The organism is Streptosporangium sp. NPDC000563, assembly GCF_040299985.1.
Classification (GTDB): domain Bacteria; phylum Actinomycetota; class Actinomycetes; order Streptosporangiales; family Streptosporangiaceae; genus Streptosporangium.
On sequence record NZ_JBEPDA010000001.1, the window covers coordinates 1,201,970 to 1,225,560 of the forward strand.

Consider the following 23,591-nt stretch of genomic DNA (forward strand, 5'->3'; position numbering starts at 1 on the left):
CGCCCCCGGAGGGTCGGCGGCGTCTCGTCGAACGCCGCCGAACACGTCCGATCGCGCATGTCACCACCGAGTCGGGCGTCTCGCGCGTGGGAACGCTCATTCCACCCACTCGTAGCCCGAGTAGAGGGTGCCGCCGAACCAGAGGAAGCGGCCGGCGCTGTCGACGTAGCGGTAGCTCTGCGCTTCGGCCTTCGTCCGGTGCCAGCCGGGACCGCAGGGGGTGTAGGGCATGTAAATGGAGGGTCCGGTGAGGCCGAACTCGTTTCTGCCCGTCGTACCCTCCACCAGGTTCGAGGTCGCGCACACCTCCCACGCGCCGCGGGACTCGTTCCATTTCTGCACCTCAAGTCGCACCCTGGCCCGCGCGCCATGCACGGTGGTGCAGTCTCCCGCGAGCGCGTAGGCGCTCGCCCACGCCTGGTTGCTCGAAAACGTGCCGGGGATGCGGTGGTCGATGCCCGCGGTGGCCTTGACACAGAAGGAGGCTCCCCGCTCCACCGTGACCTGGTGCTGTTGGGTGTACGCCTGCGCCGGCTGTGGCACCGCCACGGTCAGCAGCAGTGCGGAGGTTACGGACAGTGGGCCAAGAAGCAGGGCGCTCCGTCTCGGCATGGCGTCTCCCGTGGGTCGTCCGGTCGGTGGGCACGGATCCGGTACGGCGTCGTCGGCGTGGTGCGACGTGGCCGCGGAGGAGCGCCGGTGAGGAAGAGTTGTGGTGCTTCCGGGGAGGCGACTCCACGGCTGGATCCGTGGTGGTCCTCGGCCCCGAGACACCCGTCCCGGGCCTGCTGCCGGCTTCCAGACTGCGGTGTGGCCCGTCGGTCGAGGGACCCCGCAAATGTGTGCTGAACGACTTGTGAAAACCCCCATTTGAGGGCTTGCGTGACGACATGTGGTCGTTCATTGTCAAGAAATGGAGTCAGCCCTGCGTCGTGCGCCGGCCCGGCACACGTTCGAGCGGATTCTGCGGCTGACGCGGACGGGCATCGCCGACGGCGAGTTCCTGGGTGACCTCTCGCGCCTGCTGCGCGAGGTCGTTCCTTTCGACGCCTCGTTCTGGACGGGGGCCGATCCGGTGACGATGCTCGCCACCTCGCCCTCGCGACTGGAGAACCTGGGGTCCGGTGAATACTGCGACCTCTACTGGGAGAACGAGTTCTTCGTCGAGGACGTCAACCACTTTCACACGCTGGCCGGTCTGCCGACGCCGGCCGCGTCCCTGTGTCGCGTCACGGGCGGGCGTCCGGCGCGGAGCTCCCGCTACCGCACCGTGAACATCGTGCAGGGGCTCGGCGACGAGCTGCGATGCGTGTTCCGGGCCGGAGGCGATGTCTGGGGCTACATGTGCCTGTGGCGAGCCGCCGACGCGCGGCCGTTCGACCTCGGGGAGGAGCATCTGGTCGCGAGCCTCTCCGCTCCGATCGGCGAGGCCTTCCGGCGCTCGGCGCTGTCGCGGCCGAACCCGGTGATCGGTGTGCCCCACGGCCCCGGGCTGCTCATGTTCGACCGGACCGGGGCCCTCGAATCGCTCAACGAGCCCGCGGAGGCATGGCTGCAGCGGTTGCCGTTCACCCGGTTGAGCCATGACGACCCCGGCGCCACCCCCATACCCGCCGAGCTGCGCGCGGTGGTGAACAAGGCCCGCGCCATCGCCGCCGGGCGCGACACGGGCGCCGCTCGGGCCCGGCTACAGGTGGGTGGGCGGTGGGTGGTGATCCACGGTTTCGTGTTGCGGGAGGCCGGCAGCGAGGGTGGCCGGACGGCTCTGGTGATCGAGTCGGCCAACGCCGCCGAGATGGCGCCCCTGATCGTGAGGGCCTACCAGCTGGGGCGACGGGAACAGCAGGTCATCCACCTGATCGCCGCGGGCCTGACCACTTCGGAGATCGCGGTGAGGCTCTGTCTGTCCACCCATACCGTGCGCGGCTACCTCAAGCGGATATTCGAGAAGGTCGAGGTGTCGACCCGCGGTGAACTCACCGCGAAGATCTTCGCCGACCACTACAAGGAGACGATGCACCCGGACTTCGCCCTCGACCTGTGAGGCGTCCGTCGCGGCAGGGAAAGCCGAGCGGGCCTTCAGGGGGCAGGCGTGTCCGGCCGCGTCCGGTCCGTGTCCGTCGCGGGAGACGGCGGCAGCCGGTCGGTCAGAAGACTCTGGAAGTGCGGGCACGTCATGAGGTCGTCGTGCGGGCATTCCAGGCCGCCCTCCAGCATGTCGAGCGCGACCTGTGCTCGGGCGATCCGGGTCAGCAACCTCTCGCGGTGGTGGGCCATCACCTCGTGGCGAGCCGGTGCGGACCGGGCGGTCAGCATGGTCCGGATGTCCGCGAGTCCGAAGCCCGCCTCCTTCGAGATCAGGATCGCCGCCACCCGGTGCAGGTCCGCGTCGGTGTAGCGGCGGCGGTCGCCCGCGCGGGCCGGTGTCATCAGCCCTTCCGCCTCCCAGTGGCGCAGCACGTGTGCCGGTAACCCGAACTGAGCCGCCACCTCGCCAATTGACTTCATGTCGACATTAAGTCGCACAATGACGCCCATGTCCACGTTACTTAGTGTTCTTGACGCCTATGACGACCTACCTCAGGCCCGCCACCTGCGGGAACGCACGTACCAGGCGCTGGGCGACACCGTCGTCGACGTCGGCTGCGGGAGCGGGCGCGCCGTCGGCGAGCTGGCCGCCCGTGGGGTGAGGGCGATCGGCGTCGACCTGGATCCCGCCATGATCAAGATAGCCGCCGAGCGCCGGCCCGCGGGCGAGTTTCGTCTCGCCGACGCCACCGCCCTGCCTCTGGACGACGGCTCGGTCACCGGCTACCGCGCCGACAAGGTCCTGCACACCCTCGCCGAGCCCGAGCGGGCCGTCGCCGAGGCCCGCAGGGTCCTGGCGAGGAACGGCCGCGCGGTGCTCGTCGGCCAGGACTGGGACACCCTCGTGATCGACTCCGACGATCCCGACCTCATCCGCACGCTCGTGCACGCTCGCGCGGACGTCGTGCCGAGCCCTCGGGTCGCCCGCCGACACAGGAACCTCCTGCTGGAGAACGGGTTCGTCGACGTCACCGTCGAGGTCCACACGATCGTGTGGACGGGCACCGAGGGCCTGCCGGTGCTCGCAACCCTGGGCGAAGGCGCCTGGCTCGACGACCAGGCCGCGCGGGCACGCGACGACCGGCTGTTCGTCGCCATCCCGTTCTTCCTCGCCTCCGGGACCCGCGCCGACTGAGCACGCGGTCGCCGGACGGGGAAACCGCCCTCCTCGCCGGTGGCCGCCGAGCCGGAACGTACGAAAATGACAGGGGGCCGTCGTAGGCTGATCCTCGCCCATGACGGAGGGAGCCCGAGGTGGCCGAGACGACGGTGGCCGACGTGATGGCCGAGCTGGCCGAGCTTGAGGACCCGAGGATGCGCGAGGTGAACGAGAGACACGGTGACGATCACGGTGTGAACCTCGGCAGGCTGCGCGCGATCGCGAAGCGGCTGAAGACGCAGCAGGAGCTCGCGGTCCGGCTCTGGGAGACCGATGACACCGCGGCGAGACTGCTCGCGCTCCTGATCTGCCGCCCGAAGGCGTTCGGACGTGACGAGCTGGACGCGATGGTGCGCGAGGCACGCGCACCGAAGGTGCACGACTGGCTCGTGAACTACGTGGTGAAGAAGAGCCCGCACTCCGAAGAGCTGCGGCTCGCCTGGCTGGCCGATCCGGATCCGGTGGTCGCGAGTGCGGGGTGGGCGCTCACCGTCGAGCGCGTGGCGAAGAAGCCCGAGGTCCTCGACCTCGTAGGACTGCTCGACGTCATCGAGGCGGAGATGAAAGGCGCCCCTGATCGCCTGCAGTGGGCGATGAACCACTGCCTGGCCCAGATCGGGATCGAGCACGCCGAGCACCGCGCCCGCGCGATCGACATCGGTGAGCGCCTGGAGGTGCTCAAGGACTATCCGACCTCCCCGGGCTGCACGTCTCCGTTCGCGCCCGTCTGGATCACCGAGATGGTGCACCGGCAGGCACGTTGAGGCGGTGACCCGTCCGGCGAGCCACTTCCGCCCCCCGATCTCGTGATACGGAGGGCTCTCGGTCAAGGACTTTTCCGTCCGTGCCGTCGGCAGCGGAGAGGCGGAATGGGATCAGCGATGGAGCCGGTCAACGTGTAGGTGGGTTGACGGCGTCTTCGGAGCCCACCGGTCCGGCGTCGTCGGTGGTGGCATGAACCTGCACGAGCCTCTCGACCCCGCGTAGGAAGGTCTCGCAGACCAGCGCCGGGTCGAACAGGCAGCCGGCGGCCATGGCACCGTCGCGCATCATCACGAAGTGGCGGGCGGCGGGGTCGGCGTCTGTCTCCCGGACCTTGGCCAGCAGTTCCGTGACGGTTTCCAGGAACCATTGGCGGTGGGCGAGCACGGCCTTGTGCACCGGGGACTCGGGGTCGGGATACTCGGCGGCGGCGTTGAGGAAGGCGCATCCCCGGAAGCCGGGAGACCGGATGCCCCGGGCGATCGATTCGCCGAGGGCTTGGACGGTGCCGGCGGCAGGGAGCCCGGCGGCGAGGGCCTCGTCCGCCTGGCTTCGCATGGCCCGGTCGACCACGTTCAGGTAGGAGAGGACAAGGTCTTCCTTGCCGGGGAAGTGCCGGTAGAGGGTGGCCCGCGTCACCTGTGCCTCCGCGACGATGCGATCGATGCCGACGGAGTGGATGCCCTCCGCGTAGAAGAGCCGGGTGGCCGTGTCGAGCAGCCGGGATCGTGCTTCGGACGGCCGGCCTTCGGATTGGCTGCGCATGCCGCCATCTTAGTAGGTAGAACGTTCGGTCTTGACAGTTCATGACACAGGGGGCCATGCTCAGTGAAGGTAGAACGTTCTGTCTTGTTGAGGATCGTTCCTCGGGTCCCACGCCGGCTCGGTCGCCAACCTGATCGAGAAGATCGGCCACGGGACGCGCCGAACCGCTCTCCTCGTCATCCGTCCCCCGAAAGGATCATCGTGAGCACGATCGCTGCTTCGCCCGCCATCTCAGGGACCGCGTCCGCACTGCGGCGGCTGTACTTCGTCCGGTTCGTGTTCGCCATCGCCTGGGCCCTCGCGATGTTCACCACCGCCTCGGCACTGGGCCCGGTCGCGGTCACCCTGCTCGTGCTCTACCCGCTGTTCGACGTGGCCGCCGCCGTCGTCGACGCCCGCGCGACGCGCACCACCGGATCACCCGCCCTGCCGTACGTGAACATCGCGGTCAGCCTGATCACCGCCATCGGCGTGGCCGTCGCCTGCGCGTCCGGTATCCCGGCGGTGCTGCGCGTGTGGGGAGCCTGGGCGGTCGTGGCCGGGCTGGTCCAGCTGATCGTGGGTGTCACCCGCCGTGGGATGGGCGGCCAGTGGCCGATGATCATCAGTGGCGGTATCTCCGTGCTCGCCGGCGCGTCGTTCATCCTCGGCGCCTCCGCGGACAACCCGACGCTGACCAACGCGGCCGGCTACGCCATCCCCGGCGGCATCTTCTTCCTCATCTCGGCCTTCCGTCTCGGTCGCGCCGCGAAGGGAGACTGACACGGACGGCAACATCTGCGACGTCGTCCTCGGGGCCGGCCCGGCGGGGGAGAACGTCGCCGACCGGGTGGTGCGGGACGGGCTGAGCGTCACCCCGCTCAACCCTGCGCGCGGGGTGCGTTCGTCCCCCGTGAGAGCTACCCGCGAGTGTCCACCGCGCGGTGACGATTCCAGGGCGCCGAATCCATAGCGTTCTCCACGTGACCGCGGCGCTCCGGCCGCGGTGTCTCGTGAGGGAGTCGTCATGCGCCTGTTGAAGCAGCTTCTGGTCGTCGCGGCGGTCGCCTTCGTCGGCAGCGCGGCCGTGGAAGCGGTGCGGGGGAACGCGTTTCTCACCCTGGTTCTCGGGGTCGCGACAGCCGTTCTCGCGGTCGTCGCGTACGCCTGGGTGGTGCGCTGGTCCGAGCGCAGGGTACCGGTCGAGGTGGCTCGGGCAGGCGCCGCCACCGCTGTCGGCCGGGGGGTGCTGATCGGTGTCGGGATGTTCGCGGCGGTCATCGCGAACATCGCCCTGCTGGGCGGCTACCGAATCGACGGTGCGGGCTCGGTGACGGGCGCGGTCGCGCTGTTCGGCTTCATGGCGGCCGCCGCCGTGACGGAGGAGCTGATCTTTCGTGGCATCCTGTTCCGGATCATCGAGGAACGCGCAGGCACGTGGATCGCGCTGGCACTGACCAGCGTGCTGTTCGGCCTGGTGCACCTGTTCAACGAGCACGCCGGCCTGTGGGGCGCGATCGCCATCGCGGTCGAGGCCGGGGGCATGCTCGCCGCCGCCTACGTCGCCACCCGCACCCTGTGGGTGCCGATCGGCCTGCACTTCGGCTGGAATTTCGCGGCGGCCGGCATCTTCGGCACCGAGGTCTCGGGCAACGGCGCGTCGCAAGGTCTGCTGAACGGTGTGACGTCGGGCCCGGCCCTGCTCACCGGCGGTGAGTTCGGGCCGGAGGCGAGCCCGTACGCGGTCCTGTTCGGGGTGCTGCTGACGATCGCCTTCATGTGGCTGGCCCGTCGGCGCGGCAACCTGTTCCCACGCCGGCGCGGTGCGCGGTCCGGCGAGACCGCTACGCTCCCCCAGTGATCGATCTGTGGCGGTTCCCGGATCTGTGGCGGCGGCTCGACGTCACGGTCCGGGACCTTCCGTTCGCGCTGTCGCTGATCGTCGCGTCACTCCTGCCGGCGCTTCACGACAACGGGACGCAACTCGGCGACCTGCCGGGCCGCCCCTTCGACACGGCGGCCGTCGCGGTGATCGCCCTGGAGTGCCTCCCGCTCGCCGTACGCCGACGGTGGCCGGCCGTCTGTCTCGTCCTGGTGTCGCTCGGCTTCGCCCTCGACCAGCTCCGCGCGTACCACCTGGTGGCGGGCGTCGCCCTGCCCGTCGCACTCGTGAGCGCGGGCGCCTATCTGGAACGTCACCGGCGTGTCACCGCGATCCTGCTCTCCGCGGCGTACCTGTCACTCGCGCTCGCGCTCGACCGGCTCGGCTCGACCGAGGGGCCGGAGGGGTACGTGACGTTCTACCTGGCGCTGGTCCTCGCGTGGGGCATCGGGGCCTGGCTGCGCTCCGCCTGGGCCGCCGAGGCCGAACGCCGCCGCCACGTCGCCGAGACCACCCGCATGGCCGAACGCACCCGCATCGCCCGCGAACTCCACGACGTCGTCACCCACCACGTGACGGCGATGGTCGTGCAGGCCGAGGCGGCACGCTACCTGACCGCCGCCCCCGATCGCCTTGACGCGACCCTGAGCGCCGTCACCGACACCGGCCGGCGGGCCATCGCCGATCTGCGGCACCTGCTCGATCTGCTCAACCCCGACCACGATGAGGCCGTCAGGCGGATACCGTCCATCGGCGAGCTTCACACGCTGGTGGAGCAGACGCGCCTGGCCGGGCAGCCGGTGGAGTTCACCGAGGAGGGCAGACCGGCGCGATCCGCCGGCAGCGCCGAGTTCGTCGCCTACAGGGTCGTGCAGGAGTCCCTGACGAACGCCCTCAAATACGCCCACGGCAGCCGCACCGTGGTCCATGTGCGCTTCGGCGAGAAGGAGATCACCGTGCAGGTCGGCACCGACGGATCCGGTTCGCGGAACGGCTCGCCCGGCGGGAGCGGGCGGGGCCTCGCCGGGCTCCACGAGCGGGTCGACGCCCTGGGCGGCGAGTTCGGCGCCGAACGGCGGGCGGACGGCGGTTTCGTCGTGCGGGCACGCATCCCGGTGGGGAGCCCGTCGTGAACGCGCCGATTCGGGTCCTGGTCTGCGATGACCAGGCGCTGATCCGCACCGGGTTCGCGACGATCCTCGACGCGCAGGCCGACCTTGAGGTGGTGGGCGAGTGCGGGGACGGTCGCGCCGCGGTCGACCTCGCCCGCCGGCTGAACCCGGACGTCGTGGTGATGGACGTCCGCATGCCGGTGCTCGACGGCATCGAGGCGACCCGCCTGCTGGCCGGTGCCGGAGTGGCGCACCCCGTCAAGGTCCTCGTGGTGACGACGTTCAACCTGGACGAGTACGTGTACGAGGCACTGCGCGCGGGGGCGAGCGGGTTCCTGCTCAAGGACGCCCCACCGGCGCAGTTGCTGCACGGCATCCGTACCGTCGCGGCGGGTGCCGCGCTGCTGGCACCCGAGGTGACGCGACAGCTCGTCGGCAGGTACGCGGCGCGGATTCGTCCCGCGGAAGGCGCGCAGGGCGAGACCGCGCTGACCCCGCGCGAGCTGGAGGTACTGCGCCACATCGCCGAGGGCCTGTCCAACAGCGAGATCGCCGCGACGTTGGTGATCAGCCAGGAGACCGTGAAGACCTACGTGTCGCGCATCCTCACCAAACTCGACCTGCGTGACCGCGTGCAGGCGGTGGTCTACGCCTACCGCACGGGTTTGGTGACCTGAGACGCGGTGAATGGCCGTACCTGGGGAGACCGCTCGTTGCCCGGGTATGCCGTGGTGAGCCGGCCATACCGCTGGGTGACGCCCCGAGGCGCGGGGAGCGAGCGCCTCGCTCCCCGCGCCGTCAAACTGAACTCAGCCGGTGACAGCTCCGGAGATGGTGCCGATCGCCGGGCCGGACGGATCCACGAAGATCGTGTAAGTACCCGCCGTCGGTAGGGCGAGACTTGGGAAACTGACACTGGCAGAGGAGGTGGACTTGCTGGTCAGCGTAGTGCCGTCGGGTTTGCGGACGATGAAGGACGTGCTCCCGTAGGCGTTTCCCGTCAACGTGACCGTGACGGTTTGGCCTGCCGTGCCGGAGAACGTGAAGCTCGCGTTCTGGCCCGGGCTCGTGATGGTGACGGGGCGGCTGCCACCGTTGACCGTCAGGGCGGTGGTGACATCCGCCGGGACCTCGGTGAGCGTCGCCGTCAGCGCGCCGACGGCGGCTGCCTGCCCGTCCAGGAGGATCGTGTACGTGCCGTCCACGGGAAGAACCGTGGTGTCCCACTGGCAGGACGTCCCGCAGAACTGATCACTCTTCAGTATCGAACCATCGGGCTTTTTGAGTGAGACTTTGGCGTCGTAGAGGTCGCCGAAGGTTCCGCCGGTGAAACGCAGGTACACCTTCTTGTTCGCGGTGCCCGTGAATTTCCACATACCGTCCTGGCCGGGTGAGGCGATGGTGATGGTGGAAGGGGAGCCTCCAATGGTGATGTTGTTGGTGATGTATCCGGTGTCGATTGTTGCGGTGAGTTTTCCGGTGTAGGCGCTTTCGGGGACGAGGGCGACGGTGTAGGTGCCGTCGGTGGGGAGGGTGGCGGGGGTTAGTGAGCAGGAGGTGCCGCAGAAGGTGGGGTTGATGAGTGTTGTTCCGTCGGGTTTTTTGACGGAGACTTTGGCGTTGTAGAGGCTGCCGAAGGTGCCGTTGGTGAATCCGAAGGAGACGTGTTGGCCTTGGGTGCCGGTGAATTTCCAGGCGCCGTTTTGGCCGGGTGAGTTGAGGGTGATGGTGGTGGCGGGGTCTCCGACGGTGATGTTGTTGGTGATGTATCCGGTGTCGATTGTTGCGGTGAGTTTTCCGGTGTAGGCGCTTTCGGGGACGAGGGCGACGGTGTAGGTGCCGTCGGTGGGGAGGGTGGCGGGGGTTAGTGAGCAGGAGGTGCCGCAGAAGGTGGGGTTGATGAGTGTTGTTCCGTCGGGTTTTTTGACGGAGACTTTGGCGTTGTAGAGGCTGCCGAAGGTGCCGTTGGTGAATCCGAAGGAGACGTGTTGGCCTTGGGTGCCGGTGAATTTCCAGGCGCCGTTCTGGCCGGGCGAGTTGAGGGTGATCGTGGACTCCGGACCGCCCACCGTCACGTTCTTCGTCACGTCGCCGACATCCAGTTTCGCCGACAGGGAGCCGACCTTGCTCCCCTCCGGATTCAGCACGATCGTGTAGGTGCCGTCAACCGGAAGGCTCGCCGGAGCCAGCGAACACGAGGTGCCGCAGTACGCCGTGTTGACGAGTGTCGCCCCGTCGGGCTTCATGACCGAGACTCTGGCGTCGTACAGGCTGCCGAACGTGCCGCTGGTGAATCCGAACGAGACGCTCTGACCGGCGAGACCCGCGAAGGTCCACACTCCGTTCTGGCCCGGAACCGTTATCGCCAGCGGGACGGCGGGGCCGCCGACCGTCACTGTGGCGGAGGCGTCGGAGGGAATCTCCAGGACGCCTGCCGACAGTGAGCCGGTCAGGCCACCGGCAGGGTCGAAGACGATCGTGTACGTACCGCTGGCCGGGAGTTCCGTCACGTCGATGAAGCAGGAATCGTCGCAGTAGGTCGAATTGACGAGGTTCTTCCCGTCCGGTTTCCTGACCGAGACCTGGGCTTCGAGGATGCCGTCGAGGGTGCCTGCCGTGAACTTGAAAGACATGCGCTGTCCGGCGGTTCCGGCGAAGGTCCAGTTGCCGTTCTGCCCGGCGTCGACGGTGGTGAGCGGAACCGCGGTGCCGTTGGTCGGCACTTGCAGCGACACGTCGGCCGCAACCGTGGTGATCTTCGCGGTGAGCTTTCCGACGTAGGACCCGGTGGGGTTCAGGGCGACCGTGTACGTCCCGCTCACCGGCAGGGTGATCGTGTCGATGAAGCACTCGGCACCGCAGAACATCGAGCTCTTCAGCGTGGATCCGTCCGGCTTCTTGAGAGTGGCGTCCGCGTTGAGGCTGCCGAAGGTTCCGTCGGTGAAGGAGAGGAAGATACGCTGTCCGGCCGTTCCGGTGAAGGTCCAGGCGCCGTTCTGTCCTGGTGCCGTCAGGTTGAGGTCGACCGTCGCGCCTCCGATGGTGATCGGAACGGACAGGTCGACCGGGATGGTGGTGACGCTCACGGCGTAGGTGCCGCTCTCCTCACCCTGTGCCTGGATGTTCAACCGGTAGGTGCCGGCCGGCAGGTTGCGGACCTCCTTGTCGGAACAGTAGCCGTACGTGACCGCTGTGCCGCTCTGGTCGAGCAGTGTCCATTTGAAATCGCGGCATTCCCTGACGTCGACATAGATCGCGCCGGGTTGGTCGAGGGTGAACCGGTACTGATCCGCCGACACGACCGTCTCCAGGTTGCCCGCACCCGCTGCGGGCACACCGTTGGAGACGGAGAACGGCACGGAGGTCTGGAACTCCTGAGGGGGCACCACCGGCATGGTCAACCGTACGTTGTCGATGCCGAACCCCTGGTTCGAGAGCCCCGCGACGCCGGTGGCGTCGACGGTGAACTCGGCCTGGCTCTCCTTGTGGTCGAAGGGGACGTTCAGCCGGTACTTGGCGAAGGGCAGGCCGCCGGCGAGTGTTCCGGTGGCCGTCGGAGTGAGCTGACTGGGAGTGAACGTGACCGGATTTTTCCGGTCTGTTCTGACGGTCACCGTCTCGATGTCGCTGTCGGAAGCCCAGTCACCGATGGTGAGAAGGTCGAGTTCCAGGGTTCCGTTGATATGTGAGGGAAGCTGCTGGACGTAGAAACGGTAGGACTCCGTGCCGCCGAACGGGCCGGCGAAGACGCTTGTCGCCGGGTCCTGCGACACCCTGGCCGGCTGGAGGTTCTTGGCCATGGTGCCCGACTGGAAGTCGACGGACAGGCCACCCTGGGCGTCGAGGGTCGCGGTGAGCGGGTCAACGACGGTGGTCACCTGTTCGGCGGCCATGTCGGCGAAGCTGGCGTCCGAGGTCAGCGCGATGTCGAGGACGCAGGCGTCGAACACCGGACCGGGAGGAACGTCCTTCCCCTGGCAGTAGGCGCTCGCCGCGGAGATCTGTTCCGGTGTCAGATCATGGATGGTGACGATCTCGGAGGGGAAGGTCAGGTCGGTGTAGGTCGCGGTGCTCTTTCCCTGCGCGTAGGTGAACAGCGACTCCTCGTTGGTGATCCGCCAGGAGTCGGCGTACTGACCGTGGATGACCGTCGCGGAGGCGTTCGCCGGTAGCTGGGTGCCGTCGCGGAGTTTCAGGTCGTTTTTGGGGTCGCCGTCGGCGTTGCCCAGCAGTCCGACGAGGTCGCTGGGAGGCTCGTGTCCGAAGGCCAGCCCGGCGTGACAGCAACTGCCGTCCCACTGGAACACGCCCCCGTCCATACCGCCCCAGAAGACCATGTAGCTGTTCCCGTCGCGCAGGACGCCCGTGGTCTCGCCGAACTGCACCGCGTGGCCGTTCGCGAGTGTGCGCGGCTCGCCGTCGATGACAAGGTTGTCGCCGATCTCGACGACGTGGTCGTCGACCGCCACGGCCACCCGGTCGATGACCGACACGTTGTCGCGCCGCTCGGTGAACCGGGCGTGGATCCTGAGATCGTGGCTGTCGGACTCGGCCAGGACGAACTCACCGACGGACTGCATGTCGTACGCCAGCCGGTCCATGGTGATCAGGTGCGGCTCACCCCAGACCTTGGAGAACCTCAGGCCGCGAAGCCACTCCATGAAGTCGGTGTAGGTCTCCCATATCGTGTGCGCCTGGAGAATGGCCAGTGCGAACGCGGCCTGGGTGACGATGGTGATGACGCTGACGTCGTTGTCGGGCAGCGGGATCGGGTTCGGGACGGGCACCGGCCAGGGCTGCGGGACCGGGACGGGAAGCGGGTCGGGAACCGGGATGGGGAGAGGGTCGGGCAGGGGGTCGACCGGCTCGCCGGGCACCCTCTTCTTGCAGTTCTTCACCTCTTTCGCCAGCGTGATGAGCAGGAGGCCATCGCGTGGGGAGGTGACCGTGTACGCCTGGATCCGGTAGCCGTACTCGGTCCGGCTACATCCGAAGTTCACCCAGAACTGGTCGACGTAGTCGCGGAGGACGTTGCCGAGGCCGACGTTGGTCATGCCGCGGCTGGTCATCTCCCTGATCTGCTTCTTGACCTGGGTGTTCCAGTCGTTGGGCTTGTAGTTGGTCGCGACCTTCGCCTCGATGACCTGGACGAAAGGCTGCTGCTGGGGGGTGAGGGTGTGCTTGTAGTAGATGATGTCCGGCCTGGACTGCCCGAACGTCGTCTCCCACTGAAGGTCGGGGTGGATCCCCTCCCCCGAACCACCGGTGATCTTGGTGTTGAGGTAGGAGATGGCTCGCGCCTGACCGATGTACTCGATACCGGAATTCGTTTCCGGGCCGTTCTGGCCGCACTGGTTCTTCGAGTACATCTCCACCGGGCCGTTGAGTCTGCCGAGTAGACAGCCCGGACCCTTTGAAATTCGGGCCCTGGTGTTCGCGACCACTCCGTTCACGCAGCGTCTTTCACCCTGGGTATTCGGTACACTCCAATTCGTGTCGTTCGTGCACGCCGCCCCCGCGGCGTTTGCGGACTGTGCTTCCTTGAAAGGTCCCACGGGCACGAGCAGCCCGGCGACCAGCGATAACGCAACGACAATGACTTGTAAACCCTTGTGTCGCATGAGCTCCCCGTATGCGAGATGTGCGCAAGATGATCAGGCGCGATGCGATGTTAAGCTAAAAATGTCGTAAAAAAATAAGAAGTGTGATCCATGTCACATGGAATGCATTTCAAATTGGCGCACGAAGTTTGCGTGCGAAGAGTTTTCTGGTCACAGCGGAGAGTGATTTGGCGCGTTATCCTGCGGAATTCGCTCTCGATTCGCTGCCCGAGCGGCTTGTTCGCAGGGCGGCACTGCTCATCGAGACGGAGGGCGACCGGTCCGTAGTGCTCGACGCGGACCGGAACGAGTTCGCCCGCCTGCCGGAGTCGGCGGACGGAACGGTCGTCGGTTCCCTGTCGCACGACGGCACTCATCTGATACTGGTGGCGCGCTCCGGCAGCGGCGTGGGGGTGCGGGCTCTCGGCGGCGGCGAACCGCGATGGTTCGACGGCCCCGATCCCGAGTACGAGCACGACCGGCATGCGACGTCATCACCCGACGGCACGACCATCGCGGTTCTCAGCGGCGACGACGGAGACGAGCCGGGCACAGCGGTGGTGAGCCTGCTCGACCCCGCCTCCGGAGCGCGCCGCCGCCTCTGGTCGGCGGTCGGGGCGGCGAGTTGGGAGTGCGGGCTGTGCTGGTCACCGGACGGGCGGCTGCTCGCCGTGACCTACATGATCTGGGACGACGAACGCGACGACGACGCACTGTCGACCGTGGTCCTCGACCCCGCCACCGGACAGGTCCTGGCGTCCTACCCGATCGCCACGATCGCCGCAGCCACCTACGCCACCTGGGCGAATGACCACGAACTCCTTTACCGGCACGAATACGACGACGTGAACCGCCGTTTCGTGGCGGACCCGCGCACCGGGACGGTGTGGACCACGCCTGAGCTCACCGGCAGGCTCTGGGGGGTCGTCGGCGGACGTCATCTTCATGAGGTCGCCGCCTACGAGGAGCCGACCGCGTCACACAGCGCGTTCTACACCACGAACCTCGACGGGACGGCCCGGCGTTCGTTTTTCGGTTACCACCCCAAGACGAACGTCGGCCGGGTTCACCTCGCTCCCGGGGCGTTTCCCGACCTCGCGACCCGCTGAATTCGGCCGGTGTCAAAATGGGGCCGCTCGATGGGAAGGTGTGGGGTGGTCTGAACGAGGGATGCGCTCAGCGGCCTTCGCGGGCGAACCAGTCGACGGTCCTGCGCAGCCCCTCCTCCAGGCCGACGGCGGGGCGCCAGCCGAGGATCTCGGCGGCGAGGGCCGGGTCGGCGATCCTGGCGCTGTCCAGCGCCCTGTCGGCGAGCACGCCGTAGCGGGGCCGGGTCCGGCCGCCGACGATCTCGGAGAGGAGTTCCACGGTGTCGCGGATGGAGGTGCCCGTCCCGGTGCCGATGTCGAAGGCGCGGCCCGCCGCCTCCGGGGTCTCGCCCGCGGCGAGGAAGGCGTCGACCACGTCGTCGACGTACACCCAGTCGAGGTGGCGCGTCCCGCTGCCGAGCTCGGGCTCTCGCCCGCGCAGCAGCGCGAGTGCCACGTAGGGGACCAGCTTGTGGGTGTCCTGGCGGCCGGGGCCGTAGACCATGCCGATCCGCAGGTTGCTGACCTGGACGCCCCACAGGTGGTGGAACATCCGCGCGTAGCCGTCGGCGGCCCACTTGGACACCGCGTACGGCGAGGACGGTGCCTTGTCGCCCTCCTCCGGCCGGAGCTCCTCCAGCGAGCCCGCGAGCACCACCCTGGTCTCGGGGACGGCGGCGACCGCCGTCAGCAGGTTGACCACGCCGGTGAGGTTGCTGTGCAGCATCGGCAGCACGAGCTTCGGATCCCTCGCCCCGGCGACCTCGCTGGCGAGGTGGAACACGACGGCGGGGCGGGTCGATTCGACGAGCCACTCGACCTCGCCCGCGTCGGCGACGTCCGCGACGTGCCACGTCTCGCCGTACGCGCTCTCCCGCAGGCGGCGGCCGACCGCGTGCACCCGCGCGCCGAGCGCGCACAGGCGTCGCACCAGATGTGCCCCGATGAAGCCGGCGGCACCCGTCACCAGTACGGGCCTCGCCCGCCAGTATTCTTCCGCCACCGGGCCATCCATGCGTTTTTCTCCTGTTTTAGGGGGATTTGCCGCAGGTAAGCGGTAAGGCCCGCTCCGAAGAGCGGGCCTTACCGGGTGATGCCGTGTGTTCGTTTCGGATCAGCTGATGCGCCAGGTGTCCCCGCCGAGCAGCAGGTCGTTCAGGTCACCGGGACCCCGCGCGCCGACGGCCTCCTGGAGCTGCTCGGCCATGAGCTCGTCGTAGGAGGGGCGGTCGACGTTGCGGAAGACGCCGATCGGGACGTGCTCGAAGGCGGGCTCGTCCAGCCGGGAGAGCGCGAAGGCGAGCGAGGGGTCGGCGCGGTGGACGTCGTGCACGAGGATCTCCTCCTCGCTCACCGACGACCTCGGGACGACCTCGATGCCGCCGTCGGCCGCCCTGCGCACCGCCTTGGAGGCCGAGGCGATGGGCTGCCCGTGCTCCAGGCGCAGCGTGATGTCGTCGCGCTGCTCCGGGTCCTTCAGCTGCTCGAAGGCGTTGTCGTTGAAGATGTTGCAGTTCTGGTAGATCTCGACGAGCGAGGTGCCCCGGTGCTCGGCGGCCTCGCGCAGCACCGACTGGAGGTGCTTGCGGTCGGAGTCGATCGTCCTGGCGACGAAGGAGGCCTCGGCGCCGATGGCGAGCGAGATCGGGTTGAACGGCTTGTCCAGCGAACCCATCGGGGTCGACTTCGTGATCTTGCCGATCTCGGAGGTTGGGGAGTACTGGCCCTTGGTCAGACCGTAGATCCTGTTGTTGAACAGCAGGATGTTCAGGTTGACGTTGCGGCGCAGCGCGTGGATGAGGTGGTTGCCGCCGATGGACAGCGCGTCGCCGTCACCGGTGATCACCCACACCGACAGGTCGGGACGCGAGGCGGCCAGACCGGTCGCGATCGCCGGGGCGCGGCCGTGGATCGAGTGGAACCCGTAGGTGTCCATGTAGTAGGGAAACCGGGAGGAGCACCCGATGCCCGAGACGAACACCATGTTCTCGCGCTTGAGCCCGAGCTCGGGCACGAACGACTGGACCGCGGCGAGGATGGCGTAGTCACCGCATCCGGGGCACCAGCGGACCTCCTGGTCGGTCTTGAAGTCCTTCATGCCGAGTTTCACCTCGGACTTCGGGACGAGCGAGAGCGCACCGCCCCTCGAAGGGGTGGAGATCTCGGGCAACTTAGCACTACTCACTGTCGATCACGTCCTGGATCACGCCGGCGAGTTCCTCTGCCTTGAACGGAAGCCCGCGCACTCGGTTGTAGCTGATGATGTCGACCAGGAAGCGGGCGCGGAGCAGCAGCGCGAGCTGGCCGAGGTTGATCTCCGGCAGGAGGACCTTGTCGTACGCGCGCAGGACCTCGCCGGTGTTGGCGGGCAGCGGGTTGAGGTGCCGCAGGTGGGCCTGGGCGACCTTGCCCCCACCCCTCCTGATGCGCCGCACGGCCGCGGCGATCGGCCCGTACGTCGACCCCCAGCCGAGCACCAGCACGCGCGCGTCGCCTTCGGGGTCGTCCACGGTGAGCGGCGGGATGTCGTTCGCGATCCCGTCGATCTTGGCCTGGCGGACCCGGACCATCCGGTCGTGGTTGTCGGGGTCGTAGGAGATGTTGCCGGTGTTCTCGGCCTTCTCGATGCCGCCGATCCGGTGCTCAAGGCCCGCGGTGCCGGGGATCGCCCAGGGGCGGGCGAGGGTCTCGGCGTCGCGCTTGAACGGCAGGAAGGTGACGCCGTCCTCGGCGTTCGGCCCCGTGGCGAACTCGGTGGAGATGTCGGGAAGGTCGGCGGCGTCGGGCAGCTTCCACGGCTCGGAGCCGTTGGCGAGGTAGCCGTCGGAGAGCAGCATGACCGGGGTGCGGTACTTCACCGCGATCCGCACCGCCTCCACCGCCGCGTCGAAGCAGTCGGAGGGGGTCGAGGGCGCCACGATCGGCAGCGGCGACTCGCCGTTGCGGCCGTACATCGCCATCAGCAGGTCGGTCTGCTCGGTCTTGGTGGGCATGCCGGTGCTGGGACCCGCGCGCTGCACGTCGACCACGATGAGCGGCAGCTCGGTGGTCACCGCGAGGCCGACGGTCTCGGCCTTCAGCGCCACGCCCGGCCCCGAGGTCGTCGTGACGCCGAGCGCCCCGCCGAAGGCGGCGCCGAGCGCCGCGCCGACGCCCGCGATCTCGTCCTCGGCCTGGAAGGTGCGGATGCCGAACCGCTTGTGCTTGGACAGCTCGTGCAGGATGTCACTGGCCGGGGTGATCGGGTACGAGCCGAGGAACAACGGCAGCCTTGACTGCACCGAACCGGCGATCAGACCGTAGGCGAGCGCCTGGTTGCCGGAGATGTTGCGGTATACGCCGGGGGCGAGCTTGGCCGGCTTGACCTCGTACGAGACCGAGAAGGACTCGGTGGTCTCGCCGTAGTTCCAGCCCGCCTGGAAGGCGGCGATGTTCGCCTTGGCGATGTCGGGCTTCTTGGCGAACTTGGTCTCCAGGAACTGGATCGTCGCCTCGGTGGGCCGGTGGTAGAGCCAGCTCAGGAGCCCGAGGGCGAACATGTTCTTCGACCGCTCGGCGTCCTTCTTGGACAGCGCGAAACCTTCGAGCGCCTTGACCGTGAGCGAGGTGAGCGGCACCGAGTGGACCCGCCACTCCGAAAGCGAGTCGTCCTCCAGGGGACTGACCGCGTAGCCGACCTTCTGCAGGTTGCGCTTGGTGAACTCGTCGGTGTTGGCGATGATGTCGGCGCCGCGCGGCAGATCGGAGAGGTTGGCCTTCAGCGCGGCGGGGTTCATCGCGACCAGGACGTTGGGGGCGTCACCCGGCGTGAGGATGTCGTGGTCGGCGAAGTGGAGCTGGAAGCTCGACACACCCGGCAGGGTGCCTGCGGGGGCGCGGATCTCGGCGGGGAAGTTGGGCAGTGTCGACAGGTCGTTGCCGAACTCCGCGGTCCCGGCGGTGAAGCGGTCACCGGTCAGCTGCATGCCGTCGCCGGAGTCGCCCGCGAACCGGATGATCACGCGGTCGAGTTGCTGAACCTGCTTGGTCACAGCTCAGTCCTCCTCGACGCGACAGGGCGCCGTTGCTCGTGGCACATTCTTTTTTCCATGCTAGATCCTCGGGGTCACGCGTAGTCTTTTCGCGTTCCACTCGGCGGAGGAAAGTGACCTTTGTCCCATATCCTTAGTGCCGCTGAGTCGAATCTGAGTCGAAGCCTGGGCACGGACGTCGGTGTCGCGGCCGTCGTACGGTCTGCGTCGTACGGTCTACGGAGAAGTCGCGATCACGGACGGCCGGCCTGACACAGCCCGGCCGCGAGCCGACACAGGTCAACGTGCAGGCGGCCGAAGAGGACAGTTGGGATCACGATGCCCAACTATATGTCCCGTCGCGGAGACGCTCTCATCGCCTCCGGCTATGGCCCCATAGCCACAGGTTATGGCATGGATTGATTTTTCAGCACGTCCGACACGGTCCCGGAGTCGTAGGTCCGGCCCGGTTCCATCGCGTGTGGGTCATACAGTTCCGGAACGGTGACAAAGGTATAACCCTTGGCGGCGATCTCGCGCAGGATCTCGGGGGTCGCGTCCACGGTCGCGTCGTGAACGTCGTGCATGAGGACGATCGATCCCGGCTTGATCCGGTCGACGGTCCGACGGGCGATCGCCCGGGGGTCGGGGTCGCGCAGGTCCTCGGCGTCCACGCTCCAGCGCACCACCGACATGCCCAGCCGGCGCGCGGTGGAGGTCACCCGCGCGTCGGCCGTGTCGTACGGCGGGCGCATCAGCGTGGGGACCTGACCGATCGCCTGGGTGATCACGTACTGCGCGCGGGTGAGCTGGTCGGCGAGCAGCGCGGGGGGAAGCGCGGTGAGGTCGCGGTGGGACCAGCTGTGGTTGGCCACCAGATGGCCCTCGTCGCGCATCCGCCTGAGCAGCTCGGGACGCGCGGAGGCGTTGGAACCGAGGGCGAAGAAGGTCGCCCGCGCCCCGTGGGCGCCGAGGATGTTGAGCAGCCGCCCGGTCTCGGGGCCAGGCCCGTCCTCGTAGGTCAGCGCCACGCACCTGACCCGCGCGCAGTCCACCCCGCCCGCCTTGGAACTGTGCGCGGCGGGCCTGTCCCCGCGTGCCGCGAGCAGGTCCTCCTGTGAGGTGAGGGTCGCGGTCCCCACGGCCGCGTCCCGCGCCCGCAGCCCGGTCGCCGACAGCAGCGGCGCCGCGGTCGCGGACGGTACGGCGACCGCGACCCGGCCGGTCACGCCGAGGCTCACCTGCTCGTCGTCGAACTCCACGACGAGATCGCCGCGCGGGTTGAAACCGATGGAGTCGAACATCGCGGTGGTCGGCTTGAGCGCGCTGGGATTCACCAGCGGACCCCGCAGCGCCAGCTCCTTCCTGACGAGCCCGGTCAGCGTGGCCAGCGCCGTGCCGTCCCTGAGCAGGTCGGGGGAGTCCAGGGCGCGCCTGCTCATCCGGTCGTACCAGACGGTGGTCCTGGACTCCCGCCAGCCGGAGCCCATGGACTGGCCGATGCGCAGCCGTACCCCCAGGACCTCGGGGGACGCGGCGGCGAGCTGCCAGTCCACGTTGAACTCGGGCCTGGGCAGGGCACCCCGGGAGACCTTGCGCCGGGTGAACCGGTCGAGGCTCTCGGCCACCGTCTCGCGGAGCTTCTCGGTGAGGAGGGGGGCATGGGAGATGGCGGGGTAGGTGGCGTGCACGCGCCGGCCCTTGCTCCCTTCCGGGGTCAGGCTTCTCGTGCTCATGCCCTGGACCATGGAGGGGTCCACGTAATTGATCAGTGTCGGCTCTGAGGGGACGGGGGACTTCGCAGGGGGAGAGGCGGTGGCCACGCCGCAACCGGCCAGCATCGCGGCCATCCAAGCGATTCCTCCGATGAATCGCACTTTAGGCATGAAGCGACGTTATAGGGCCTAATGGAGTGTTTTGCTGTTGCTTGATGTGAAGTGGACAGAGGCTTTAGCCGTCGCGCGGCCGATGGTTCCGCCGCGTGACGGGGAGGGCGAATACTGCTATAGGTAAGCGAAGAACCTCCGTGCGGCGGTGGGTCCCCGACCGGGTTCGTACGGTCGGTCTTGGACCGCTCTGTAGCGGTTCCGAGTGGTCGCGCGGCGGTTCCGAGGATTCGTGCGGCGATCCCGAGGAGGAGAGGACATGAGCGGATATTTCGGCTCATATGTGGTTGTCCTCGCCCTGTTCGCGATCGGTCTGCTGATCGTCGCCGGGGCGTTGCTCGTCAACCGAGGACTCCGGCCCAACCGCCCCACCCCGGAGAAACTGCTCACCTACGAGTGCGGCGTCGACCCGGTCGGCGACGGGTGGGCGCAGTCCCAGATCCGCTACTACGTGTTCACCTACCTGTACGTGGTCTTCGCGGTGGACGCGGTCTTCCTGTTCCCCTGGGCGACGATCTTCGCCAAGCCCGGCTTCGGGATGACCACCCTGGCCGAGATGTTCGTCTTCCTCGGCTTCATCGCGCTCGGCATCCTTTACGCCTGGCGCAAGCGCGTGCTCACCTGGACCTGAGGGCCCGTGAGACCGGGCGAGCGCGAGCACCGACTCTGAAGGAGAATGCGTGCCATGGCGGATCTCCCGATGCCCACCGTGGGGCCAGTCTCGCGTCTGGCCCCCAAGCCCATGCGCTTCATCCTCAACTGGGGGCGCCGTTACTCACTGTGGGCGTTCAACTTCGGTCTCGCCTGCTGCGCGATCGAGTTCATCGCGACCTCGATGAGCAGGCACGACTTCATCAGGTTCGGGGTCATCCCGTTCGCGAACGGTCCCCGGCAGGCGGATCTGATGATCGTCTCGGGCACGGTGACCGACAAGATGGCCCCCGCGGTCAAGCGGCTCTACGAGCAGATGCCCGACCCGAAGTACGTGATCTCCTTCGGAGCCTGTTCCAACTCCGGCGGCCCGTACTGGGACTCCTACTGCGTGACCAAGGGGGTCGACCAGATCATCCCGGTCGACGTCTACGTCCCCGGCTGCCCTCCCCGGCCCGAGGCACTGCTCCACGGCATCATGATGCTCCAGGAGAAGATCGCCGCGGAGAACCTGAGTGATCGCTATGCCTGACCTCCCCGAGTCCCCGACCCCCGCCACCCCCGGCTCCGAGCCCGGCTCCGAGCCCGGTTCCGTATCCGGCTCCGCGCCCGGCTCCTCACCGGCGTCCTCACCCGGCTCCGGGCCCGCCCCCAAACCCGCGCCCGGTTCCATGTCCGGTTCCGCGTCCGGTTCCGCGTCCGGTTCCGCGTCCGGTTCCGCGTCCGGTTCCGCGTCCGGTTCCGCGTCCGGTTCCGCGTCCGGTTCCGCGCTCGGTTTCGCGTACGGCGAGGGCGCCCGGGTGTCGGAGTCCTTCGGCCAGATCACCGTCGACGTGGACCCCGACGGCTGGCTCGGCCTGCTGGAGTCCGCGAGGGCCGAGGGCTACGAGTTCTTCGACTGGCTCACCGCGGTGGACGAGCCGCCGGACGCCTTCGCGGTCGTCGCCCACCTCTTCGCCCCCGTCTCGCGCGCCCACCTGCTGCTGCGCACCCGGGTTTCACGCGCCGACCCCCGGCTGCCCAGCGCGGTCGGCGTCTTCCGCGGAGCCGACTGGCACGAGCGCGAGACCTTCGAGATGTTCGGCGTCGTCTTCGAGGGCCACCCGAACCTGGTGCCGCTGCTGCTCCCCGAGGGCTTCGAGGGCTTCCCGCTGCGCAAGGACTTCGTACTGGCCGCCCGGGTCGCCAAGGCGTGGCCGGGTGCCAAGGAGCCGGGAGAGTCCGGCCACGGCTCGCCGAGCCGTCGCAAGACGCTCCCGCCGGGGGTGCCCGCCGACTGGGGGCGCGAGCGTGACGACTGAGACACTCCGCAGGCCGTCTCGCACCCGCGAGACACCGCGCGTGCCGCGCGACGGATCGGCCAGGCTGTTGTCATGCGACGGCCCTGCCCGGGCGTCTCGCGCTCCCGGGATACCGCGCATGCCGCGCGGAGGGGCGGCCGATCCGCTGTCGTGCGACGGGTCCGCCCGGCCGTCTCGCGCCCGCGCGACCCGCGTGATCCGTGGTGGCCGGGGAGTCTCCCCGAGGGACCGGAGGTGCCCGTGATCGCCGAGGTGCTCGACGTCGTGGTACGGCTCGTCGTGATCGTCGCGGTCTTCCTGGTGCTGCCGCTGGTCGCCGGGCAGATGGAGCACAAGGTGATGGCGCACATGCAGGCGCGCCTCGGCCCCATGTACGCCGGGGGCTTCCACGGCTGGGCCCAGCTGATCGCCGACGGGGTCAAGTTCATGCAGAAGGAGCAGGTGATCCCGGTCGCGGCCGACCGCCGGGTCTTCACCCTCGCCCCCGGCGTGGCACTGGTCCCCTATCTCCTCGCGATGGTCGTCATCCCGATCGGACCCGGGCTGGTCGGGGTCGACCTGGACGCCGGGCTGTTCTTCGTCCTCGCCGTCATGGGGGTCGGCGTGCTCGGTTCGATCATGGCGGGATGGTCCTCGGGCAACAAGTACTCCGCCCTGGGCGGGATGCGCTCGGCCGCGCAGCTCATGGCGTACGAGCTGCCGCTGGTCCTCGCGGCCTCCAGCGTCGCGATGGCGGCGGGCACGCTCTCCCTGCCGGGCATCGTGGAGGCCTGGCAGTGGTGGTGGCTGCCTTGGCAGGCGATCGGCGGCGTCGTCTTCTTCGTCGCGGGGCTCGCCGAGCTGCGCCGTCCGCCGTTCGACATGCCGATCGCCGACTCCGAGCTCATCATGGGCCCGATGACCGAGTACACCGGCATGAGGTTCGCCCTGTTCATGCTGTCCGAGTACGCGGGGATCATCGTGGTGTCCGCGCTCACCAGCGTGCTCTTCCTCGGCGGCTGGCACGGCCCCTTCCTGCCGGGGCCGGTGTGGATGCTCCTCAAGGTCTTCCTGCTGGTCTTCGTGATCATCTGGCTCCGGGTGAGCTACCCCCGACTCCGTGAGGACCAGCTGCAGAAGCTCGCCTGGGTCGTCCTGGTGCCGCTGGCGCTCGTCCAGCTCGCACTGACGGGAATCGTCGCTATCGCCATAGGATGAACCTTTTCGTCCCATTCACCCGAGCTTTTCCGTGCCGTCCGGGGCGTTTTACCGGATGATCTGACGTTCGAAGTCTCCTCACAGGGCAGGGAGTTACACTCTGTGACACCA

The 23,591-nt window shown here is 68.3% G+C and carries 21 protein-coding genes; 12 read left to right on the forward strand and 9 right to left on the reverse strand.

Features of this window, described 5'->3' with window-relative positions; translation table 11 throughout:
• Positions 1–96: 96 nt before the first annotated feature.
• Positions 97–612, reverse strand: coding sequence for a hypothetical protein (locus ABT352_RS05750; RefSeq protein ID WP_350942787.1), 516 nt, complete (start codon positions 610–612; stop codon positions 97–99).
• A gap of 301 nt (positions 613–913) precedes the next feature.
• On the opposite strand from ABT352_RS05750, the gene ABT352_RS05755 reads away from it, so the two are divergent.
• Complete coding sequence (locus ABT352_RS05755) at positions 914–2,044, forward strand: helix-turn-helix transcriptional regulator (RefSeq protein ID WP_350942788.1); 1,131 nt, start codon at positions 914–916, stop codon at positions 2,042–2,044.
• A gap of 35 nt (positions 2,045–2,079) precedes the next feature.
• Here ABT352_RS05755 and ABT352_RS05760 read toward each other — a convergent pair whose 3' ends face one another.
• Positions 2,080–2,508 carry a MerR family transcriptional regulator gene (locus ABT352_RS05760; RefSeq protein WP_350942789.1) on the reverse strand — a complete coding sequence of 143 codons (429 nt, stop codon included), beginning with the start codon at positions 2,506–2,508 and terminating at the stop codon, positions 2,080–2,082.
• A gap of 28 nt (positions 2,509–2,536) precedes the next feature.
• Here ABT352_RS05760 and ABT352_RS05765 point away from each other — a divergent pair, with 28 nt between their 5' ends.
• Positions 2,537–3,223, forward strand: a complete 687-nt coding sequence (locus ABT352_RS05765) for a methyltransferase domain-containing protein (protein ID WP_350942791.1) — start codon at positions 2,537–2,539, stop codon at positions 3,221–3,223.
• Between the two features lie 146 nt (positions 3,224–3,369).
• Complete coding sequence (locus tag ABT352_RS05770) at positions 3,370–4,011, forward strand: DNA alkylation repair protein (RefSeq protein WP_502992836.1); 642 nt, start codon at positions 3,370–3,372, stop codon at positions 4,009–4,011.
• Positions 4,012–4,138: 127 nt separating this feature from the next.
• On the opposite strand, the gene ABT352_RS05775 is transcribed toward ABT352_RS05770, so the two are convergent.
• Positions 4,139–4,774 (reverse strand): TetR/AcrR family transcriptional regulator, encoded by a 636-nt coding sequence (locus ABT352_RS05775; RefSeq protein WP_350942794.1) that lies wholly within the window; start codon positions 4,772–4,774, stop codon positions 4,139–4,141.
• 201 nt (positions 4,775–4,975) lie between these two features.
• Here ABT352_RS05775 and ABT352_RS05780 point away from each other — a divergent pair, with 201 nt between their 5' ends.
• The 4 genes from ABT352_RS05780 (at position 4,976) to ABT352_RS05795 (ending at position 8,424) form a co-directional block, all read left to right on the forward strand.
• Positions 4,976–5,536, forward strand: a complete 561-nt coding sequence (locus ABT352_RS05780) for a hypothetical protein (protein WP_350942796.1) — start codon at positions 4,976–4,978, stop codon at positions 5,534–5,536.
• A gap of 244 nt (positions 5,537–5,780) precedes the next feature.
• On the forward strand, positions 5,781–6,614 hold the full coding sequence (locus ABT352_RS05785; protein ID WP_350942797.1) for a CPBP family intramembrane glutamic endopeptidase: 834 nt from the start codon (positions 5,781–5,783) through the stop codon (positions 6,612–6,614).
• Positions 6,611–7,768, forward strand: a complete 1,158-nt coding sequence (locus tag ABT352_RS05790; RefSeq protein WP_350942798.1) for a sensor histidine kinase — start codon at positions 6,611–6,613, stop codon at positions 7,766–7,768. The genes ABT352_RS05785 and ABT352_RS05790 overlap by 4 nt, the downstream gene beginning before the upstream one ends.
• The gene (locus ABT352_RS05795) at positions 7,765–8,424 is read left to right on the forward strand and encodes a response regulator (RefSeq protein WP_350942800.1); all 660 of its coding nucleotides are present in this window, start codon (positions 7,765–7,767) and stop codon (positions 8,422–8,424) included. Before ABT352_RS05790 ends, ABT352_RS05795 begins: the two co-directional genes overlap by 4 nt.
• Positions 8,425–8,556: 132 nt before the next feature.
• Here the strand turns inward: ABT352_RS05795 and ABT352_RS05800 are convergent, their stop codons facing one another.
• Positions 8,557–13,116 (reverse strand): VWD domain-containing protein, encoded by a 4,560-nt coding sequence (locus tag ABT352_RS05800; protein WP_350943550.1) that lies wholly within the window; start codon positions 13,114–13,116, stop codon positions 8,557–8,559.
• A gap of 419 nt (positions 13,117–13,535) precedes the next feature.
• Between ABT352_RS05800 and ABT352_RS05805 the strand changes: the two genes are divergently transcribed.
• On the forward strand, positions 13,536–14,456 hold the full coding sequence (locus ABT352_RS05805; RefSeq protein ID WP_350942802.1) for a TolB family protein: 921 nt from the start codon (positions 13,536–13,538) through the stop codon (positions 14,454–14,456).
• 67 nt (positions 14,457–14,523) lie between these two features.
• Here ABT352_RS05805 and ABT352_RS05810 read toward each other — a convergent pair whose 3' ends face one another.
• The 5 genes from ABT352_RS05810 to ABT352_RS05830 form a co-directional block, all read right to left on the reverse strand.
• Positions 14,524–15,450: an NAD-dependent epimerase/dehydratase family protein gene (locus ABT352_RS05810; protein ID WP_350942804.1), complete on the reverse strand. Its 927-nt coding sequence runs from the start codon at positions 15,448–15,450 to the stop codon at positions 14,524–14,526.
• 99 nt (positions 15,451–15,549) lie between these two features.
• Positions 15,550–16,620, reverse strand: a complete 1,071-nt coding sequence (locus ABT352_RS05815; RefSeq protein WP_350942806.1) for a 2-oxoacid:ferredoxin oxidoreductase subunit beta — start codon at positions 16,618–16,620, stop codon at positions 15,550–15,552.
• Positions 16,613–18,466, reverse strand: a complete 1,854-nt coding sequence (locus tag ABT352_RS05820; RefSeq protein WP_350942808.1) for a 2-oxoacid:acceptor oxidoreductase subunit alpha — start codon at positions 18,464–18,466, stop codon at positions 16,613–16,615. The genes ABT352_RS05815 and ABT352_RS05820 overlap by 8 nt, the downstream gene beginning before the upstream one ends.
• A 233-nt stretch (positions 18,467–18,699) precedes the next feature.
• Positions 18,700–18,783, reverse strand: a complete 84-nt coding sequence (locus ABT352_RS05825; RefSeq protein WP_350943552.1) for a putative leader peptide — start codon at positions 18,781–18,783, stop codon at positions 18,700–18,702.
• Positions 18,784–18,852: 69 nt separating this feature from the next.
• On the reverse strand, positions 18,853–20,181 hold the full coding sequence (locus tag ABT352_RS05830; protein ID WP_350942809.1) for a polysaccharide deacetylase family protein: 1,329 nt from the start codon (positions 20,179–20,181) through the stop codon (positions 18,853–18,855).
• 409 nt (positions 20,182–20,590) lie between these two features.
• Between ABT352_RS05830 and ABT352_RS05835 the strand changes: the two genes are divergently transcribed.
• The 4 genes from ABT352_RS05835 (at position 20,591) to nuoH (ending at position 23,480) form a co-directional block, all read left to right on the forward strand.
• The gene (locus ABT352_RS05835; RefSeq protein ID WP_350942810.1) at positions 20,591–20,962 is read left to right on the forward strand and encodes an NADH-quinone oxidoreductase subunit A; all 372 of its coding nucleotides are present in this window, start codon (positions 20,591–20,593) and stop codon (positions 20,960–20,962) included.
• Positions 20,963–21,016: 54 nt separating this feature from the next.
• Entirely contained in the window at positions 21,017–21,514 is a 498-nt protein-coding gene (locus ABT352_RS05840) for an NADH-quinone oxidoreductase subunit B (RefSeq protein ID WP_502992799.1), read from the forward strand.
• Entirely contained in the window at positions 21,507–22,283 is a 777-nt protein-coding gene (locus tag ABT352_RS05845; protein ID WP_350943556.1) for an NADH-quinone oxidoreductase subunit C, read from the forward strand. The genes ABT352_RS05840 and ABT352_RS05845 overlap by 8 nt, the downstream gene beginning before the upstream one ends.
• 234 nt (positions 22,284–22,517) lie before the next feature.
• Positions 22,518–23,480, forward strand: a complete 963-nt coding sequence (gene nuoH / locus ABT352_RS05850) for an NADH-quinone oxidoreductase subunit NuoH (protein WP_502992800.1) — start codon at positions 22,518–22,520, stop codon at positions 23,478–23,480.
• Positions 23,481–23,591: the final 111 nt, after the last annotated feature.

Excerpts from the sequence above, each read along its gene's own strand:
- ABT352_RS05785 (WP_350942797.1), top strand. The coding sequence starts at position 5,781 with ATGCGCCTGTTGAAGCAGCTTCTGGTCGTCGCGGCGGTCGCCTTCGTC.
- ABT352_RS05800 (WP_350943550.1), bottom strand. The coding sequence starts at position 13,116 with ATGTACTCGAAGAACCAGTGCGGCCAGAACGGCCCGGAAACGAATTCC.
- ABT352_RS05845 (WP_350943556.1), top strand. The coding sequence starts at position 21,507 with ATGCCTGACCTCCCCGAGTCCCCGACCCCCGCCACCCCCGGCTCCGAG.
- ABT352_RS05770 (WP_502992836.1), top strand. The coding sequence starts at position 3,370 with ATGGCCGAGCTGGCCGAGCTTGAGGACCCGAGGATGCGCGAGGTGAAC.
- ABT352_RS05755 (WP_350942788.1), top strand. The coding sequence starts at position 914 with ATGGAGTCAGCCCTGCGTCGTGCGCCGGCCCGGCACACGTTCGAGCGG.
- ABT352_RS05810 (WP_350942804.1), bottom strand. The coding sequence starts at position 15,450 with ATGGATGGCCCGGTGGCGGAAGAATACTGGCGGGCGAGGCCCGTACTG.
- ABT352_RS05750 (WP_350942787.1), bottom strand. The coding sequence starts at position 612 with ATGCCGAGACGGAGCGCCCTGCTTCTTGGCCCACTGTCCGTAACCTCC.
- ABT352_RS05835 (WP_350942810.1), top strand. The coding sequence starts at position 20,591 with ATGAGCGGATATTTCGGCTCATATGTGGTTGTCCTCGCCCTGTTCGCG.
- ABT352_RS05760 (WP_350942789.1), bottom strand. The coding sequence starts at position 2,508 with ATGAAGTCAATTGGCGAGGTGGCGGCTCAGTTCGGGTTACCGGCACAC.
- ABT352_RS05830 (WP_350942809.1), bottom strand. The coding sequence starts at position 20,181 with ATGAGCACGAGAAGCCTGACCCCGGAAGGGAGCAAGGGCCGGCGCGTG.
- ABT352_RS05840 (WP_502992799.1), top strand. The coding sequence starts at position 21,017 with ATGGCGGATCTCCCGATGCCCACCGTGGGGCCAGTCTCGCGTCTGGCC.
- ABT352_RS05765 (WP_350942791.1), top strand. The coding sequence starts at position 2,537 with ATGTCCACGTTACTTAGTGTTCTTGACGCCTATGACGACCTACCTCAG.
- ABT352_RS05775 (WP_350942794.1), bottom strand. The coding sequence starts at position 4,774 with ATGCGCAGCCAATCCGAAGGCCGGCCGTCCGAAGCACGATCCCGGCTG.